The following is a 14,847-nucleotide window of genomic DNA, read 5'->3' as shown; positions in this document are numbered from 1 at the left end:
CCCTATACTGAGCGAAAGGAGGTAACCATGCCCGTAATTTCCAGTCTCAAGGATCTAGTTAACCAGCGTCTCATGGCTTCAGGCTTTTATGAGGACGTGGAAGCTATTCCGGCTCAAAAGGGCGTCACAGAGCATCAGATTCTGGCGAAGGATAGGGTGTTTGCTCGACGATATATTTCTAGCACCAATCCTTACGATGCTATTGAATTGCTTCGATCTGGCTTAAATCCGCTTTTTTCCGTTCGAGTTAAGCTGCCTCTGGTGGAGCCTTGCCTTGGGTATCATAGTTGCATGATTTCTCATTCGGGCTGGTTTGGCTTGGACGCATGTATCGACTTAAACGATGCTAAACATATCGAGTTGACTTCTATACCATTTGATATGGCCGTTTCTGGAATTGTCCAGGCCATTTTTTCAGGCGCAACCTCAATCTCAAGTATTTTTCACAACAATGGTTTGCTCCAGCTGAGATGGGTTGAATCTCTTTTTTTAACTACCAATAAGGAATATTTGCGGAAGACCTTTGTTTCTGCTGTTAGTGACATTAAACATGAAGAGAGTTCGTTTTATTACAGCTCTGTATTTCAAGTTGCTTACTTAATGCACATGGTTGGCTACTCTGATATTGTAGGAAACTATCTTGATGAAGTCCTGTGCACTTCTGAGTCTCTTGAACAAATGGTGCTTGGGGTTGATCTTTTAATTTCAAGAAGCGCAGCACTAAACAGGAAGTCTATAGATGTTCTTTTTGATTCCTTTTTGGCTCATGAGCGCTTCAGTTTTTATAGTCAAGATCACTTACAAAGAGCATTATTGAATATTGTATCAAAATGCAGTGATGGCTGTAGTTTAACTTCAGACCTTCTACGCAAGGTATTAGAAGACTTTAATACAAAGGATCTTTTGCCGTTCACCTTTGCGGCCCACAACTCGCTTGACAAGTCCGATTTACACTATGTTTCGAATTTCGTCAAGGTTCCTGATATAGAAAGTCTTGAGCAAGACCAGGCGATCAGCGTTCTTTTATCTTTAACGGATCTTTTCTCTGTCGACCTTCTACTCAAAAATGACGAGTTTGCTTTTAATAGGTTGGTAAGCAAGGCTATGTCTTCAAATAAGATCAGCAGCTCTAGCTATATTGACATTTTAAAGTCACTTGGCAGCATTCCCCTAAAAGGAAGTAGAATAACACCAAAGGCTGTTGATAATCTGATTTCCTTTATTACTGATAACGTATATGCTCCCTACTCTGAGCGACTAAGTCAAAATGACTATTTCTACTGCTTTAATGAGTTATCGTCTATAGCTACTAATGTGGCTAAACTCATTACGCGCGATAATGACTTAGCAGTTATAGAAAAGTTTTTGCTTTCTCTAAATCGTGATTCTTTGCAAAGCAAGTTTATCTTGAATTGTAATTCCGGTAGAATGCTTTTAGATCTTAATCGACCGGAATTTAAAAAATTGGTTTTAAAAAGCGAGCTCGATATCTAATGAAAAACATTTATAAGCCCCTTGATGATTTCGTAAAGGCTGGTATTGAAAAACCTTTTGGGCACAGACTACATTTAAACATCAAGGGATTTGATACACTTTATGTCCGAATTGCTACCCACTGTATTGTGGGCAGGATGGCAAGAACGCTTGATATTTCATCTGTAGATGTCAAAGAATCTTGCCAAAACAAAGGCTTGTTTAAAAACCTGTTGAAGCACTGCGAGTCACTCGCCGTGCAATATGGGCTTGCCGTATACGTTGAGTCCGTTCAAAACGAGCATTTAGCCAAGTACCTGTCAAAAATCGGATACGTTTCGGATGGATCCCCGATTGCCAGCAGCTTCCACAAATCTCATGACACGCTGGCACATGAGCATCGTTGTGAAACCGATTCGTCGCCAACACCGTAAATATTTCATACATAGGTATTGACGTCGAAGAAAGATGCGGTTAATCTACAAATATAGAAAACATTTTACCTGGACTAAAGCAATGACCATCATTACTAATGACATCCGTGTTACTGATGTCCGCGAAGAGCGGGAGGATCGCTCCTGCGCGCTTGGCTAGTCCATTTATTTGAGGGCTAGCGCCCTCTAGTGATTCTTAAAGAACCCAGAGGGCAACCCCTCTGGGTTTTTTGTTTTTGCTCTGTTCGTCTAGCGGATAGGACACCAGGCTTTCATCCTGGCAACACGGGTTCGAGTCCCGTACAGAGCACCAGTTTCAAGGCTCGGTCGTCTAATGGCAGGACACCGGACTGTCTATCCGAGAGTGGGGGTTCGATTCCCCTCCGAGCCGCCAATTTGCCGTGCTGTACCGTTACACCCCAGTAGCCAAGTGGATAAGGCGCCATGCTACGAACGTGGAGATCGGAGGTTCGAGTCCTTCCTGGGGTGCCAATTTAGCTTTATCGCTCTGTTCGTCTAGCGGATAGGACACCAGGCTTTCATCCTGGCAACACGGGTTCGAGTCCCGTACAGAGCACCAGTTTCAAGGCTCGGTCGTCTAATGGCAGGACACCGGACTGTCTATCCGAGAGTGGGGGTTCGATTCCCCTCCGAGCCGCCAATTTGCCGTGCTGTACCGTTACACCCCAGTAGCCAAGTGGATAAGGCGCCATGCTACGAACGTGGAGATCGGAGGTTCGAGTCCTTCCTGGGTGCCAATTTAGCTTTATCGCTCTGTTCGTCTAGCGGATAGGACACCAGGCTTTCATCCTGGCAACACGGGTTCGAGTCCCGTACAGAGCACCAGTTTCAAGGCTCGGTCGTCTAATGGCAGGACACCGGACTGTCTATCCGAGAGTGGGGGTTCGATTCCCCTCCGAGCCGCCAATTTGCTGTGCTGTACCGTTACACCCCAGTAGCCAAGTGGATAAGGCGCCACGCTTCGAACGTGGAGATCGGAGGTTCGAGTCCTTCCTGGGGTGCCAATTTAGCTTTATCGCTCTGTTCGTCTAGCGGATGGGACACCAGGCTTTCATCCTGGCAACACGGGTTCGAGTCCCGTACAGAGCACCAGTTTCAAGGCTCGGTCGTCTAATGGCAGGACACCGGACTGTCTATCCGAGAGTGGGGGTTCGATTCCCCTCCGAGCCGCCATATTTATATACATCATTGCCTGACCTATCTGTTCACTGATACTCTTTAAATAGGGGTGTAAAGATGAACAGAAAATTTGAATTTATCAGTCATAAATTTCAATCTAGAGCATTAGCTATAGAAAAGCGTTTTATCGACATCTTCAGCAAAACTAGCAAGAATGATGCAGTAGAGGTGATCGAAGAAAGCCTTTCTATGTATTCCGATTTATTGGACACCGTTACTGATTGTTTTGATTTAGAAAAGGTATATGTTTTCTGCGACATCAACCCACTTAAGAAGATTGCATTAAGCGGTGATAATGGATTTTTAAAGAGGGCGTTATCGCTGAATCTTCCATTTAGCCCAGAGGGTATGGTTTTCGCCCCAGGCATAGAAGATCCTATGTATCCTTTCGGCAGGGATGGGGTTCGGGCAGCGATGCTCTCTTACATGCCAAGTGCAGTAACTTCAATCCTCATCAGAAAGGGCAAGAGTGCAATATTTGAGATCAATGACACTGCTTCAATAAAAAAAATGCTTGATCTTTACTCTACTGAAAAAAAATTCGCAGCGCTATCGGATTTTGATAAAAAGCTTTCAGGTATCATTGCAGGCAACACCTTTAGTATTAATAATATTGACCTATGGTCAACCCATCTTGATGTAGTTGATTCTGTAGTCAGTGGGTTGATAAAAGGTGCTGGACTTTCTTCGTACGTAGAAAATCTTTTAAGCGGAATGAGTGTTGATAGTGCGAACAATGCATTTCTTGAAAACCTCATCAAAAACAAAAATGCCAAAGCAAAATTTACGAAAGTTTTTGAAGATATCTCCAGGGGGTTGGGATCCCAATATTTTAATTTACTAAAAGAAATTATTTCAACAAAGAAATACAGCGTTCAAATTAATGATGAAGAGCAAAAAGGCATTTCCCTAGAAAGGGGAATAGCGGCTTCTGGCGATATTCAACTGAGAGCATGGGATACGCCCATCATGTCAAGCACCATTAAATGCATGTGCTTGTCGATGACTGCCTTAGAAAATAAGCGGCAAGAGCACGTAGAGGGAGTCCTTATGACATCTATCGTAAAGTCATACTTAGAAGAGCCAGATCTTAAGTATATTGAAAAAATGCTAGAAAGCTCATTCGGTCGTCATTACATCGCAAAAGCTGTTAACACCAAACAAAGTGATCAGCTTTTTTTGGCATTCGGTTGGGAAGAGCTTTCTGGCAAACTTTCAAATTCACTTAAAAAACAACACGTTGCAGAGGAATTAGGTATCTAATATGAGTATTTATGACTATAGTGAGGCTCGTGACTTTCTAAATGCGATTATTAAAAAAAGCGATTATGCGCTTGCGGAATTGTTCATCCTGAACATTTATCCAGCGTTGTCCAATCGCAATCAGGAGGATATCAGGAATTATTCCGTTAAATCAGTTATGGAGTCTGATGACTCAAAGATGCACGATGTTTTTATAAAGCACTTTGGAATGGATCAGGATGATGCTCATAACTATATAAATGCAAGATTAATTGACAGGGAACTAGACAGGGCACTTTTGGAAAGCGCTATTAGGTCTTTGGGCGAATATTATGGAGCTTCTCTTTTCAATGCGATACGGAAAGGTGACATTGAAGTTATTCAGGAAATTGAAAAACAGCACGGAATTAAAAAAGTAAATGTTAAGTATAGTCATCGTCGACTTGGATCATTTGTAGACAATAAGAGTGTTGACGGCCAATCCAAGATCAGCGTCGAAAATGCCGCAGAGCTGAGGAAGGTCGTGCGGTATGCATATCAAGCAGGCTTGCTGGGGAAAAATCTTGAAGGAGAATACCCTGTTTGCTTATTCGATGAAGACCATCTCAGTCTTGTAGCCAAACAATTCCCTGAAGAAGTTTGGGATCACACTCCAATAATTAAGGCGGGCGTGGTTGCCAACGGGGAAATAATAAGTGCTTTTGCAAAACAATGTGAAGATGAAATTGGCAAATCAATTCATAAGCGGCTGCCTGTATTTGTGCATAAAGACTTTGCTGGAAGATTGTCAACAGCCAACCTATTTGTGCCAAAGTGCGAGGTTAGCGTTTATAGCGGAACGCTGTCCTATGGGGCCACTAGAGAAAAGTTCCCTAATGACTATCATGACTACAGCGCTGCCAACCCTGATGATTCACTTTTTACTTTATTGAATGCACAAGGCGAACTTTATATAAATAGATTGGATAAACTCAATTTTACAATCGAGGGAAAGTCAGATGATGAGCTTAGTGATTTAGATGAATCTTTAATTAGTGAGATTTTGCCAGCAGTGTATCGCTATGGATTTTGTCATCAAAAGGATTATGTGCTGGCGGTGGTTGATGTAGAAGAGTTGGAAAAACTTCATTTTAAAGAGTTCAGCACCTCAATTCTTGAAAAGGCAGAGCAGTACGCAGGTAACTTTTTTCCACCAAACTTGGTTGAGGCTAACTTCTGCGTATCCAACTGGAGAAAAATTAAAGCTAATCCTATTGGTTACAGAAATGGTAGCGTATATGCCGGTGAATTATTCAACGATCTATGCACAAACGAGAAATTGGCAAATGCTTTTTTTGAGACGCTTGATAAGCGGATAATAAACGAAATTTTAGATCACTCATGGCATATGAGACCAAGTGCACTTGGCTTTATACAGCGGACTTTGGGGGTTACTACTCCTAAAGCTATTAGGTTGAGTTCGCCAAGGCAGGCATTAGAACTTGAGTCTTCTGGCTTCAAGTTTAATAATGTTTGTAGCGGAGTCTCCAAAGAATTCAACTACGAGCCGACTATTGAATCAGAGGCTGCGTTAATAAGAATGGGGACGTGGCCAGATTCTACTATACCAAAGCCAGCCGATCTGCTTGAGGGACTCAAGGCTGTGGTTAGAAGGCCTGACAATAAGTGCTTAAGAGCATATGTGTCGCTTGAAGGAATCGAAGCTGTGTGTAAGGTAGCTAAAACCGAGGCTCAGTGGAATATGGTGCAGTCGATATTTCCTGATGAAACGGATATGATATTGAAACATGGCCCAAGGAAGATGAGGCGAGACATAGTCGCTGGAGACTTTGAGCTGTAGCGTTAACTTGATCGATTTATGATTGGCGCTTATAATGAATAACCAAAATTGACAGGAGTGTAAAGCATGGGTGGAAACGCATTGGCAGCAATGGGGGCCAAAAGGGTTGACAGGGATACGGCGTTTGCGGTGGCAGATCGCGTATCCAGGGCTATTTCCAAAATTGCCGAAAATAATGGTACTCATGCTCGCTGCCTTTTAATTCCAGCTTACCGTGAAAAACCAGACTTCGGAGATCTTGATTTTGTGCTGGATAACAGCCTATATCAGCATGTCTCAAGAGATAAATTGGTATCAGGACTTGAAGAAATTTTTGAGAGTCCTTTGCCAAATATCAAAAATGGGCCAGTCCATAGCGTTGGCATTCCTCTACAGTCGGGTGGATTCCTCCAGGTTGATTTGATTGGCATGGCTCCCGAAACGGTGCAGGCAGCCGTCGACTACTTTTCGTGGAATGATCTTGGTAACTTAGTAGGGCGTATTGCGCACAAAATGGGACTTAAGTATGGCCATGATGGTTTGTCCATAGTGTTGCGTGACGGCACACATCAGTTCGATTCCATTTCGGTTTCAAGGAACACTGACGCAATCTTAAGCTTCCTTGGTTATGATCCAGTCGTATGGAACAAGGGATTTGACAATCGGGAGCAAATTTATCGATTTGTCGTCGATACTCCGTTTTTCAATAAGGCGATCTATAACCTTGACAATCGTAATCATATCGCCAGAGTTCGTGAAAAGAAGCGCCCTGTCTATATGGAATTTCTATCCTGGGTTGAACAACCTCCGTTCGTTTTGAACGCATATCAATTTCCAGAGGATAAACGTGAAAATCTGCCAAGACTCTTCGAGGCATTCCCAGGTATCGAAGCAGAATATAATGAGAAGTGGCGCCGACTTGATGACTCTAAATATCTGAAATCACGCTTCAATGCTTCTATTGTGACTGCTGTTACAGGTGTTGAGGGACGAGAGCTTGGGGAGTTCATGGCATATTTCAAAAAACGCCATATGAGCAAGCTTGAGTCGATCAGGTCAATGTCTGACGGTGACTTGCGATCTCTTATCGAAGCGGCTAAGCGTGAAATGATGGAACCTGCCTCTGATCCCACCCCTGACTGATACTTGAGCCCCGCCCGTGAGGGCGGGGAGATGCAGCAGACAGATGGTGGCGAAGGATCCATAGCATCCTGATGGATATCGTTGTCGATTAAGGGTCTAGTACTCGCATTAGGCCTCATCTACTGAAATCAATAATCTTCTTTGACATTTCGTCAATAAAATAGCATCATATTGCCACAAATCAGAGGCCGAATGATGCACAAGAATTTATTGCTTGCAATTAACTTTATTATTATTTCGGGCTGCATTCATCAGCAGCAGCCAAGTCCTGTGCTGACTGAGGGGGATACATACGAAACGGTTGAATCGGGTGTTATCTATATCCCCGACCATCTAAACAACGCAGAAATGTCGCAAGAACCTTTATCTTCGACTGACGGTTCAAATAATGATATGCCGGATCTAGCCTTGTCAGTCCAGGAGCAGGATGATGTGACTCTAGACGCAGACTTGCTATATGAAATGGGGCGTCAGTTCATGGAGGGTAGGGACGTACCCAAAAGCCAGGAGCTTGCCGAGCATTATCTTGACCTCTCAGCTGAGCTAGGCAATGTTGAGGCGAAGCGGGTGCTTGCCATATTAGCTCTACGCAAAAACTCTGATGATAAAATCGCCAGGCTATCACTTGAGGAAACTGCTAAAGAGAGCATTCGTGCAAAAGCCCAATTTGGAATGATGCTTGTCAATCTGGCAGATCCTCACCTGAACAACCGCCAGCTTGGCTTAAGCTACCTAGAGGATGCCTATTTTCATGGCAGTGATGAGGCTGCATACGCCCTGTATTTAGTTCACAAGGGTGATTCCGAAAAAGCGTTGAGCTACCTCATGGCTGCCTCGGAGCGAGGTAACAAGCACGCTATTAAAATCATGGCAAACAAAAATGCCTATGCTGGGAAGGCTTCGGATAGCCTCAAATGGCTAAGCGCAGCTATTGCTTCTGGCGATACACAAGCCATGCATGATTATGCTAATGGGCTGATGATAATGCGTTACAAGCCCAGCTTAACTGGTTACTCATTGAACCGAGAGTATGAGGCTTATTACTGGTATAACGTTGCAATGAATATGGGTAACGTTGAATCAGCTAAGGAGATTAACAACCTCAAAGGCATAAAGCACCTCATGGAAAAGGAAGGAGTGACATTAGCGGTGCTTGGCGAAATCCTTAAGGCGCCTCAACTCCAAGAGTAATCATGGATTAAATCGGCTTAATATGACTTAGACTTGAGGGTGGAGGACTTGCAAAACAGATTTGTATATGCAGCCGCTTAATTGGTCATGCTATGATGTTCGAAAGAGGGCTTACGAATGTTCAATAGCAAGTCATATGCTGAAGGTATTCTCGCTAGTATTGAAAAAAATCCAGCTATCGTTGGGTATTTGCCAAATTCTAAATCTGATCCAAGTAGCTATAGCCATCAATACAAAACGATAAGAGAAAGAAAGATCCTTGAAAAGTTTATCGTTTCTGCATGTTTTCAGGCTGATTTGGAGAGTCTAAAAATCCTGTCAAGAAATATCGATCTTGTGATTTTTGAGCGTTACGAAAACTACCTGGAGCCAAAAGTTGAGAACACGTCTGTTCGTGACGTGCTTTATAAAAAAGCAATATTCCCTGATACGTTAAGGCCCTTAGCGGCAATTGGTCTTGCATTCATGTATGGCAGGATACAAGAACATCAGCTAAAAGATTATATTGACACTTTATGCGATATGGGCATTAAAAAATATGTAGTTGACAACCGATATCTGGCGAAAATGACAACAATTATGCTTGAACATGCTGGTTCAAGATACGATATTGACAAGCACTCTGTCTTCTTATCAGTTATCTCAAGCTATGGCTTTAAGTTAAAAAAAGAAGATTTTGAACAGCCCATCAGTGGATCTGCAATTTATGATCAGTGTCGTTTATCAAAGAGCGGCATGTCAGCAGAAGAGACTGGAGAGGTATACAAAAAGATAGCGATAGAGCAAAAGAAGTACGGCTATCTTAGGGGGGTTATAAGGGCAAAGTTAAAGGGAATGGAGACTGGCATTGACAACGATCAGATTCCACCCTTGCATATTGCAAAGGAATGGGCTGGATTTCTATATGGTCAATATCAAGATAAAACAAATGAGGTTATGACTCAGCTTGGGGTTGCATTCGACCTTTTAGACCTCTGCAAAAAAATTGACGAACAACTTAAGGCAGTTGCTAGTAGCAAATCTTTTTTTAATTCAAGGCACGCAAAGCAATTCACATCTGTCAGCTTTATATCAACAGTGATAAAAAAATCAACCTCCATAGGTCTTGAGGAGCGAAAAGACCTTCTTAAGTCTCTACTTGCTCAGGGTTTCTCTACTTATCTTGCAGATGAATGTATTCAATTAAGGCTTATTGCACAGCTAGACTACATTATTGATTCAAACTCATTAGAGTCTTACAAGGTCATTAAACCATTCTTAACTGTTGACTTTGAAAAACATGGCTTCAGTGCTTCAGATATTATAAGCATAGCTAATCGACATAATCCTTATGCAATCGAATATATACGGCGGCGTATCAAAAATGACCCTGACTATGTTAACAGGGTTTTCCGATCACTTAGCGCCGTTGAGCAAAATTCTGTTATTAAAAATAATCTCCCAGGATTCCCTAAATCACTCATGAAAATCGCGAAAGACACTGAGGCCAGGAAGAAATATGTAGCTGAAGAGATGGGTCTGTAAAATGAGACTTTTTAAGTATTATGATGATGACATCCTTGATTTGCTAACCCTTGAATCTGCAAATAGGATTAAGTCTTCTTTGATTTGTTCGCACGACATAAAGGAAGATTATCTTTCTAGAATGTTGTCAGGCATTATTAAGCAGGGTTTCGCACTTGAAGATATCTTTGATGAAGCTAATATTTATAATCCTATTGAATTAAGAACGATTGCCTACTTATTGATCTGTGAAGTTGAACGAGGCACAAAGTTCGGTGACGAGCGTTTACATGAATTGGTTAGAAGACTTTATTCAATTGATCATGAAAGAACTTATGATGACCGTGAAGCCATTGGTGATAGTTTATTTGATGCAGGGATAGCAGCTGCCTACTGGTGCTTCTCCATTAATGACCCTTGTGCCCAGCGTGAGTTGTCTCTCATGTTATATAAGGATATATGCTACCAGGAGTTATTCATAACCAAACAGGCCGGTGACGGGTGGGATTTTAACATACAAACATTTCTACCTGTTTCGATTCGACATCTTATATTTGGAAAGGATCAGCTGATGTTGCTCGATAGAATCAATTATGATCCTATTGATGTACCAGAAGAGCTCTTTGAAATTGTTAGCGAAGAATTTTTTGGGTCACACCGTACTTGCCAAGAAGATAAATTGGCTCTTGCATTGGACGCAATTGAAAAAGAAGATGGAAAACGGTTGGACGAAAATTTTGGGATGACCACTCTTGAGTTACTTAAGGCATGGCCTATGGAGTATGGAAGGGTTCAGTTAATTCTTAACAATTTGAGTCTGGAAGAGATTGTAGACAGAAGCGCACAAGTTGCTGAAATAATAATCGAGAGGAATCTTTCAATAAGTCCATCCGAAAAGCATACGCTTATCGAAAAATTCATTATGACAATGCTTCTTCCATTTCCTGAAAAACTAAGCAAAATTTACCCTGGTATTAATCTTGATGAGTTGCTTGACTACCCATCCGAAGTAGAAAGTTTTTTCTCAAGTTTTTATTCTGTTACAACAATTATGGACAATCATAGCCTGTGCAAGGGCGGAGCCGCACTTATCAATATATTGGATTCTGCAAAAATTGATTATGATGCAGATAGGCTTACGCCTCTAGTGAGCAAGTTTCCAAAGATCCTTTCAACCCTGCTTGAATCGGAAAAGGATAGCAGCAAATTAAGTAGTGAGTTGTTGATTAACTGGTTACAAAATGGTGATCATTCCAACAACAATGCATATGCATTGAATCGTGTTCTGAGTGATTATCGGCGATTAAGTGATCCGCAACAAATACATGAGCTTAACCTTTATAAGGTTAAGAATGGCTACACGCCTGAGTATAAGATAAATGGCCTCAAGCAGATGATGGTGAAAGACTTGTTGGAAAAAAAGCTCTTATCAATAGATTCGCTTATTGCCTCGGCATTGACCAAGGATGATTTCAAGGATGTACTTCAAGATCTGGCTCCTCCTGTTAAGCGAATATTGATTGGAGCTGAATTACAGCTTTAGCTCCAAATGCTTGCCCGCTCTTTGAGTGAGCACAGGGCTTCCAAAATAGAGATAACCGTCAAAAGACTTTCTTCATCGAAGATTGACACATCAAAGCCATTCTTTGTTCTTCTGTAGGTGTTGAGGCCTGACCTGTGTTCCTCATTCAGGTGCTCGAAGATCTCATCTGGTGCGCATAGAATTTCACATCTGAGCCTTGGCATTTGCCCGTTGGTGAATCTAACTCTGCCAATTGAATCCATATGATTAATCAGCATCTCTGAGCCCCTGGTTATGCGCGACACGGGCAAGTTACCCGAGTCGATATGGCTGATTAGTCGGCGGGCAAGGCCAGCAATGCTCGGCTGAGCATGGTCAAGCATAGTGTCAAAAGAAGCTTCAGCTTTTTTTCCTCGCTTCCTTGCTGCCAGGCGGTATCCCGGCAACCGGTTTGATTTTATCAGCGTCAGGCTAATCAAATGCTGCCCATGCAATCGGTAAGATACAAGGTCGATGTTGGCCTTAATGTGCTCAATGGCGGAGATGTCATATGGGTTAAACTCCGATGCTATACAGATCAGCCTCAACCCGCTCCAATCTACATGCTCAGCGGCTATGCCATATATTTGAAAGCATAGCTTTTCAAATTCAGCCTTGTGACTGACTAGCCAGGCCTGGTAACAGAGAGCCTGGTTGAGGATATTGTTCTTTTCTGCGCGTTTGTATTCGATGATCACTGGGCATCGATCTGCATCTATTGCAAGCGTATCCATTCTCCCGATTCCGGTGTCAAACTCACGCGCAATCATCGCCACGCCCAAGAGCGTTTGTAGGTTGGATTCGAATAGATGTTGAAGATCGCCTTCTAAAGGCGCAAGCCATGGCTCAATAGGGCAGCAGGATGACCCTGAACGTGAAAACAGTTGCATTGTAATGACCTTTTGTTGCTGTCAATATAGCATATTTAAAAGGCCGCACAAACCCACTACCAAATGTATCTCCAGGGCTGGGGATCCATGATGGAAGCGTGTAAAATAACAGATGAATATTGGGGTGATCTATGACGCACAAACCTTGTGATGTGACCTTGCTGTACGACTTAGACGCAATAGAGCGCATGGGGCTTGGGAGAGCTCTTGTTGCCCTTAGGGCTGAAGGATACCCAACGCTAGCGTGTACACGTAATGAGGTTGCTGCGCTCGCTATTGGTGATCAGGTTGGCTGCTGGTTAGGATTTGGGTCAATATCATTTATAAGAGAGGCGATTGCGTGCCTACATCATGTGCCTCTAGCATATTTTTCCAACGACCGTTTTAACTTCAGCCGATATGCGCACAAGCTCCCTACAGGGTGTTTGCTCAATGACGATGCCATTTTCCTGCCCTGCTTGACCTTGCTCTCTCGGGTGGGGCAGATGAAGAAATGCTTTGCTGGTGAAAGACTTTTTGTTAGACCAGACTCAGGTTCCAAGGTGTTCACTGGTAACAGCTTTTCCTATACCGAGTTAGCGTCTGAGCTATCTTCCCTTAAGCAGCTGACTAGTCTCACTGATGATACTTTGCTAGCCATATCAAGCGCGAAATCTATACAGGCTGAATACAGGTTCTTTATCGTCAACAAGGCAATTGTCGGAGGATCGGCTTATAGTTTTGATGGATTGCACAATGCGGATATTCCGGATGGCGCTATATTGCTGGCCCAAACGATAGCTAATCATGAGTGGCAAATTGATGTAGCGTATACTTGCGATGTAGCGCTTACCGAGAATGGATTCAGGGTTGTCGAGCTCAACGCAGGTTCTACGTCAGGTTTTTATGAAGCTGACGCAAGGAATATTATAAGGGCAATGGCAGAAGCCGCATGGCTCGAATTTATCGGTGAGCTTTCAATGGAAAACTAACATTAATGCCTGAATAGTAGAAAGGTCACTAGGCTGGCTTGTATATCATCAGCCATGATTCTCAATCTCCCTAGTAATGTTACTATCGAGCTAGCCAATCAGGCATGGTTATTTGATATCAAAAATTTTAAAAGCTTTGGGTCAGTTGGTGTTGCCAAAAAGAAGATTTCGACCTGGCCAAGCATGAGAGACAACTACATGCCAAAGAATTCATCCCAGACGATGCCTTGAAACGCTTACCAAGCGGTGGCGTAAAGCAAAGTCGCCCTGTTCGCGCTATGCGCGGATTATTCGTCAAAACCGTCCCCTGGTGCCGCTGCTAAAATGTGTACGGCGGCACCAGGGCTTCGGGCTAAACAGATTCTGGCTTAATCAAACGAGCAGCTTCTACAAAGCCTGCGTTGAGCAGCTTCTTTGCAACCACTTCAGCCATGTGATCGTAGTTGAGTCCGACCGTTACATAGAGATCTGGAAGGTAGCCAAGAAGATACGGAACCGCTTTCATATCCTCGATGCTCAGCGGATCATCAGCAAATGGCCCACTTTTTAGAGCAAAGCCAGATCTTGCATAGATGGGTGAGTTACCGGCGCCGTAGAATAGCTTGTAAATGCGATCCATGGCAGAATCGTCATTTTCTGTAGCTGGTATCGTGCAGCGGGTAATAAGGGCGATTGCATAGAAACCCACACATCGCACATCCTGGGTCGCCTTGATTAGTGCCTCGGCAAAGGCTTTTTTGCTGACCTCTCCAGAAAATGCAACTTTAGATGACATTATGGCTTGATAAGCGTTATCTGTGATTGGTTTATGCTGGTAAAGCGTTGCGATGACCAGTTCGTCCAGATCCGCCTGACTAATAGCTTCAGGGTAAGGATCAAGACGCGCTTTGGGATAACCATTGCTTGCGTAACGTTCCCAAAAAGGGGTAGGGCTGCTCTTTTTCTGGAAGAATGCGTAGGCAAGGGTCTCGTTGGTGATATCAATTCCATCGGGGTCTATCACTTCACGGCCATAGTAAATACTGTCGTGCGGTGGAAGCTCTGGCATCTCAGTCAGGCTTGCATAATCGCCGATGAATACTTTGACGAATTCCTCGTGGAGTTTGTTGGCGCGTTCAGACATAAGTGAAGGGTTTAAGAGAAGCACGTACCTGAGATTAGTGGCCGCTTTCTTGTCTAGCACATCTGTCTGAATGCCTGATCTTGGATCATTGCGAAAACGCTTATGCTTGAGAAGCTCGATCAGCGCCGAGAGTAAGTCCTCGATATGACCTGATTGCGTCAGAATATCAATCTCCTCATGTGCTCGGGGGTGCATCAAGACCTTATAGGCAAGAGCTTTTTGTTCAAGATGGTTCATGCTTTTTTCCTGACATAGCGAATGGGCGAATCATGGCACTTGAGATTATCGGGTGCAAGT

At 43.2% G+C, this 14,847-nt stretch carries 11 protein-coding genes and 11 tRNA genes; 20 read left to right on the top strand and 2 right to left on the bottom strand.

The window, feature by feature from the left end; all coding sequences use genetic code 11:
* The first annotated feature begins 27 nt into the window (after positions 1-27).
* The 19 genes from P5704_025350 (at position 28) to P5704_025260 (ending at position 11,548) form a co-directional block, all read left to right on the top strand.
* The gene (locus P5704_025350; protein WOF82117.1) at positions 28-1,494 is read left to right on the top strand and encodes a hypothetical protein; all 1,467 of its coding nucleotides are present in this window, start codon (positions 28-30) and stop codon (positions 1,492-1,494) included.
* A complete protein-coding gene (locus tag P5704_025345; GenBank protein WOF82116.1) occupies positions 1,494-1,907 on the top strand; it encodes a hypothetical protein in 414 nt (137 codons plus the stop codon). The genes P5704_025350 and P5704_025345 overlap by 1 nt, the downstream gene beginning before the upstream one ends.
* 238 nt (positions 1,908-2,145) lie before the next feature.
* Positions 2,146-2,220: transfer RNA gene (locus tag P5704_025340), tRNA-Glu, on the top strand.
* Between the two features lie 7 nt (positions 2,221-2,227).
* A tRNA-Asp gene (locus tag P5704_025335) sits at positions 2,228-2,301 on the top strand.
* A gap of 22 nt (positions 2,302-2,323) precedes the next feature.
* A tRNA-Arg gene (locus P5704_025330) sits at positions 2,324-2,399 on the top strand.
* A gap of 13 nt (positions 2,400-2,412) precedes the next feature.
* A tRNA-Glu gene (locus P5704_025325) sits at positions 2,413-2,487 on the top strand.
* A 7-nt stretch (positions 2,488-2,494) separates the two neighbouring features.
* Positions 2,495-2,568, top strand: a tRNA-Asp gene (locus P5704_025320).
* A gap of 22 nt (positions 2,569-2,590) precedes the next feature.
* Positions 2,591-2,665: transfer RNA gene (locus P5704_025315), tRNA-Arg, on the top strand.
* Between the two features lie 13 nt (positions 2,666-2,678).
* A tRNA-Glu gene (locus P5704_025310) sits at positions 2,679-2,753 on the top strand.
* A gap of 7 nt (positions 2,754-2,760) precedes the next feature.
* A tRNA-Asp gene (locus P5704_025305) sits at positions 2,761-2,834 on the top strand.
* A 22-nt stretch (positions 2,835-2,856) separates the two neighbouring features.
* A tRNA-Arg gene (locus P5704_025300) sits at positions 2,857-2,932 on the top strand.
* Between the two features lie 13 nt (positions 2,933-2,945).
* Positions 2,946-3,020: transfer RNA gene (locus tag P5704_025295), tRNA-Glu, on the top strand.
* A gap of 7 nt (positions 3,021-3,027) precedes the next feature.
* Positions 3,028-3,101: transfer RNA gene (locus tag P5704_025290), tRNA-Asp, on the top strand.
* Positions 3,102-3,164: 63 nt separating this feature from the next.
* Positions 3,165-4,370, top strand: coding sequence for a hypothetical protein (locus P5704_025285; protein WOF82115.1), 1,206 nt, complete (start codon positions 3,165-3,167; stop codon positions 4,368-4,370).
* Position 4,371: 1 nt separating this feature from the next.
* On the top strand, positions 4,372-6,189 hold the full coding sequence (locus P5704_025280; protein WOF82114.1) for a hypothetical protein: 1,818 nt from the start codon (positions 4,372-4,374) through the stop codon (positions 6,187-6,189).
* A gap of 66 nt (positions 6,190-6,255) precedes the next feature.
* Positions 6,256-7,311 carry a hypothetical protein gene (locus tag P5704_025275; protein ID WOF82113.1) on the top strand — a complete coding sequence of 352 codons (1,056 nt, stop codon included), beginning with the start codon at positions 6,256-6,258 and terminating at the stop codon, positions 7,309-7,311.
* A 192-nt stretch (positions 7,312-7,503) separates the two neighbouring features.
* Entirely contained in the window at positions 7,504-8,502 is a 999-nt protein-coding gene (locus P5704_025270) for a hypothetical protein (GenBank protein WOF82112.1), read from the top strand.
* A gap of 117 nt (positions 8,503-8,619) precedes the next feature.
* A complete protein-coding gene (locus P5704_025265; protein ID WOF82111.1) occupies positions 8,620-10,026 on the top strand; it encodes a hypothetical protein in 1,407 nt (468 codons plus the stop codon).
* A 1-nt stretch (position 10,027) separates the two neighbouring features.
* Positions 10,028-11,548, top strand: coding sequence for a hypothetical protein (locus tag P5704_025260; GenBank protein ID WOF82110.1), 1,521 nt, complete (start codon positions 10,028-10,030; stop codon positions 11,546-11,548).
* Here the strand turns inward: P5704_025260 and P5704_025255 are convergent.
* Positions 11,545-12,456 carry a hypothetical protein gene (locus P5704_025255; protein WOF82109.1) on the bottom strand — a complete coding sequence of 304 codons (912 nt, stop codon included), beginning with the start codon at positions 12,454-12,456 and terminating at the stop codon, positions 11,545-11,547. The two genes, P5704_025260 and P5704_025255, sit on opposite strands and share 4 nt — an antisense overlap.
* 131 nt (positions 12,457-12,587) lie before the next feature.
* On the opposite strand from P5704_025255, the gene P5704_025250 reads away from it, so the two are divergent.
* Positions 12,588-13,427: an ATP-grasp domain-containing protein gene (locus tag P5704_025250; protein WOF82108.1), complete on the top strand. Its 840-nt coding sequence runs from the start codon at positions 12,588-12,590 to the stop codon at positions 13,425-13,427.
* Positions 13,428-13,779: 352 nt separating this feature from the next.
* Here P5704_025250 and P5704_025245 read toward each other — a convergent pair whose 3' ends face one another.
* A complete protein-coding gene (locus tag P5704_025245) occupies positions 13,780-14,787 on the bottom strand; it encodes a hypothetical protein (GenBank protein ID WOF82107.1) in 1,008 nt (335 codons plus the stop codon).
* Positions 14,788-14,847: the final 60 nt, after the last annotated feature.

The sequence above is a fragment of the Pseudomonas sp. FeN3W genome, from assembly GCA_030263805.2.
Classification (GTDB): domain Bacteria; phylum Pseudomonadota; class Gammaproteobacteria; order Pseudomonadales; family Pseudomonadaceae; genus Stutzerimonas; species Stutzerimonas stutzeri_G.
This window is presented reverse-complemented; position numbering and strand designations above follow the sequence as displayed.